Annotated in this window: 5 protein-coding genes and 2 pseudogenes; all 7 read left to right on the top strand. The window is 36.1% G+C overall.

Annotation, left to right across the window (positions count from 1 at the left end; all coding sequences use genetic code 11):
- Positions 1 to 188: pseudogene (locus BDR01S_RS26390) on the top strand (IS21 family transposase); the annotation flags it as partial.
- Positions 189 to 287: 99 nt separating this feature from the next.
- Positions 288 to 557 (top strand): hypothetical protein, encoded by a 270-nt coding sequence (locus BDR01S_RS26395; RefSeq protein WP_157412935.1) that lies wholly within the window; start codon positions 288 to 290, stop codon positions 555 to 557.
- Entirely contained in the window at positions 500 to 991 is a 492-nt protein-coding gene (locus BDR01S_RS26400) for a Mu transposase domain-containing protein (protein ID WP_439951490.1), read from the top strand. Before BDR01S_RS26395 ends, BDR01S_RS26400 begins: the two co-directional genes overlap by 58 nt.
- Before the next feature lie 26 nt (positions 992 to 1,017).
- Positions 1,018 to 1,749: pseudogene (istB, locus tag BDR01S_RS24265) on the top strand (IS21-like element helper ATPase IstB).
- Positions 1,750 to 2,012: 263 nt separating this feature from the next.
- Complete coding sequence (locus BDR01S_RS24270) at positions 2,013 to 2,564, top strand: hypothetical protein (RefSeq protein WP_066248427.1); 552 nt, start codon at positions 2,013 to 2,015, stop codon at positions 2,562 to 2,564.
- A 174-nt stretch (positions 2,565 to 2,738) separates the two neighbouring features.
- Positions 2,739 to 3,089: a hypothetical protein gene (locus tag BDR01S_RS24275; RefSeq protein ID WP_066248430.1), complete on the top strand. Its 351-nt coding sequence runs from the start codon at positions 2,739 to 2,741 to the stop codon at positions 3,087 to 3,089.
- Positions 3,090 to 3,105: 16 nt separating this feature from the next.
- The coding region (locus BDR01S_RS24280) for a hypothetical protein (protein WP_157406257.1) at positions 3,106 to 3,401 on the top strand (296 nt) is incomplete at its 3' end.

Genomic DNA, 3,401 nt, shown 5'->3' on the forward strand with positions numbered 1-3,401 from the left:
GTCTTCATGCAAAGCAGGAAGCATTTCTGGATGGCTTCGTTCATGCGTTTGAGTTCCTAGGAGGAGTTCCGACAGAAGGTCTACTTGATAATCTAAAAACAGCTGGAATAAAAATCCTTCAAGGCAGAGATCGCCTAGAACAAGAGGCGTTCATTGGTCTCCAGGCTCATTATGTGTTTAAAGCTTAATTCTGTAATCCTGCAAGTGGAAACGAAAAAGGTCGTATCGAAGGCACTGTTGGATATGTAAGAAGAAATTCTTTGGTGCCTCTCCCTATGGTTCAATCTATGAATGAACTGAACGAGTATCTCCAAGATTGGTGTTTAAAGGAAGCTAGAAGGACTCACGTCCCTAATAAATCAGAGACTGTCCTAGAAATGTGGGAGAAAGAAAAAGAGAGTCTCCATCCTCTTCCTACTAATCGTTTTGAAGCTTGTAACCTTCTATCGTGCAAAGTTAATAAGACTTCCCTTATTACAGTGGAACCAATCGTTATTCTGTGCCCTGTAGCTATGCTGGTCAAGCTGTATGGGCAAAATTTTTTGTCGATCGAGTAATCGTAGTGGCTCAAAACCGTGTGATCGTAGAACACCCTCGTTCCTATGAACGCAATCAAGTGATTACGGTTCTTGATCATTATTTGGAAGTCTTACTTAAAAAACCTCGGGCAATCCGGGAGGCTCACGCATTCCAATCCACTGAAATCCCTGATGTATTCAAGCGATTCCATTTGAAAATGCGTGAGCAGGAGGGGTCTGAAGGTGATAGGAAGTTCATTCGACTTCTCCTCCTCCATCGTAATATTGGTATGGATAATTTAACAAAAGCCTTATTGGAAGCAGAGAAAACGCAAGTTTTCCGATATGAGACCGTCCATGAAATTATACAAAGGCTTACAAACCAACACATACCAATCAGTACTCTTCCAACTGATAAAACACCAGTCAATCTTCTAGATTACAAAGTGAATAAATCCAGTATTGAACAGTAAGCTCAATTAACAGGAGGCACTAGGAAATGACAACTGAACTACTTTTAGATCACCTTACTAAACAACTACGGATACTTACTATTTCAGCACAATACCGTTCTCTTGCAAGAGAGGCTGAGAATCGTAACTTGAGTTATGAGGAATTTCTATTGGCGTTATTAAAAGCAGAATCAGAGTCTAGAGAAGAAAATCAAAAACAAAGAAGGCTTAAACAAGCTGCTTTTCCTGTCCAGAAAACAATAGATAGCTATGATTTTAGTTTGATGCCAAGTCTGAACCGAAATCGTTTTCTGACTCTATCAAAGGGAGATTTTGTGGAGAAGAAGGAAAACATAATATTCTTAGAAAACAGTGGGACTGGAAAGTCGCATCTGGCTACCGGGATCGGAATTGAAATGATTAAAAATGGTTATAAGGTTAAGTTTATCTCGGCTGCAGAACTAGTAAAAGAACTCCTTTTGGCTAATGAAGAACACAAGCTAGGTGCATTAGAAAAGAGGTGGCTCAAATTTGATTTGATCATAATCAAATGAGCTAGGATAGTGCCGTTCACGAAAATTGGTTCAGAGATCTTGTTCCAATTCTTTGCCGGTCGCTACGAACGAGCTAGTGTGATGATTACTACGAATCTAGAATTTACGGAATGGACCTCCATTTTTGGAGATGAAAAAATGACCGCAGCTTTACTAGACCGACTAACCCAAAAGCTTATATCCTTCTTCTTAATGGATAATCGTATCGATTTAGACAAAGTATGAAACAAAGGGATGAGAGCGACCAATAGGCCTAAACTCCAAGTCCTCCCCCATTGAAATAACTCAGAATTAAGTGGCTCACTTTTGAAGTGATCACAATGGCTCAAATTAATATTGACAAATACAAAATCATTTATAATAAATTATTAGTACATATTGTAATCAATTGTTTACAATCTATTTATCAGTTCGAAAAATAGATTGCAATTATTTTGAAACAGAATTTCAAAGAATATATTTTTTAAATTTGACATGGAGGTATTAATTTGAAGAAAATCTTATCATTATTATTTATATTCCTTTTTTTCTATCCAGTTGTTAGTTTAGCTGCAGAGGAACCTTCTCTTATTTCAAATAAAGAACTTAGTGATGGCATCGTTTCCCGTAATTCACACCACTCCATGGCTACTACTAATGACGGGGGATTTATTAATATTGGAACCAAGGTTTACCCACTACCAAATGGATATCCTAATAAGGATATAGTATTGATAAAATCCGATGCTGAAGGAAATGTAGAATGGGAGAAGCATTTTGGTAGTTATGATACTGATGAAGGATTTTCAGTTATGGTACTCCCCTCAGATGAATACATATTATTGACTAGTATGTACTTAAATGGAAATCACCAATCTGTTTTAATTAAAACGGATTCATCAGGAAATGTAATATGGCAAAAAACTATTGGTGGGATTTTTGAAGGTTATAATGACATAAATCTTACGAAAGATAATGGATTTATATTAACAGGAAGAGGCAGAGGTTATGCCCCTGATGGACTAACTTATAGTGGAGTTGCTCTTAAAAAGCTTGATTGAAATGGACAGACACTTTGGCAAAAAGTATATCCTACCAAAAAAGTTCGAAACCCTTTTGGGGGGACTGATTATCGTGATAGTCATGGAACTTCCGTTAAACAAACAAATGACAATGGGTTCATAATTACTGGTTCTGGTTTACTTCCCGATTCTTTTGCTGATTGGCAAGATATTTTGGTAATTAAGACAGACAGCAATGGAAACATAGTCTGGCAAAAAACATTCAATTCAGTTGGTTTAAGTTCGTATTATGACTTTATTGAAGAAGGGGAAGCTATAGAGGAAACAGCCGATGGTGGTTACATATTAACAGGACATAATTCCGAAGCTTATCGTATAGTTCTAATCAAGTTAACTAGCGGTGGATTAGTAGAATGGATGAAGACCTATGAAGGAAATGGTTCTGGGAATTCTGTAAAAGCAACTAGTGACAATGGCTTTGTTATAACAGGTAATAAAAAGACAAATGTAAATATTCACAATTACGACTTATATTTATTTAAAGTAGATTCAAAGGGGCAATAAAATATGGGAGAAAACTATGGATTTTTCATCCCAGGATACAGGTTTAAATGTTTTTGAACGAAGTGGTTATTATTATATATCAGGACTAAGGCAAAAAGACAATAGATCTTCTTTATTTTTAGTAAAATTGCTTAATAAAAATATTCAGTTAACTGCAGTTAAGACAGATTTAAGGACTCCACAAGTAAAAAATACAAGTATACAAGTTACAGTTAGAGCAATAGGAGGAGTTGAAAAACTATATAAGTTTTGGATTAATGATGGGACTGGGTGGAAAGTCGTTCAGAATTATTCAACGAGTAATACATTCAA

The organism is Neobacillus drentensis NBRC 102427 (genome assembly GCF_001591445.1).
In the GTDB taxonomy this organism is placed as follows: domain Bacteria; phylum Bacillota; class Bacilli; order Bacillales; family Cytobacillaceae; genus Neobacillus; species Neobacillus drentensis.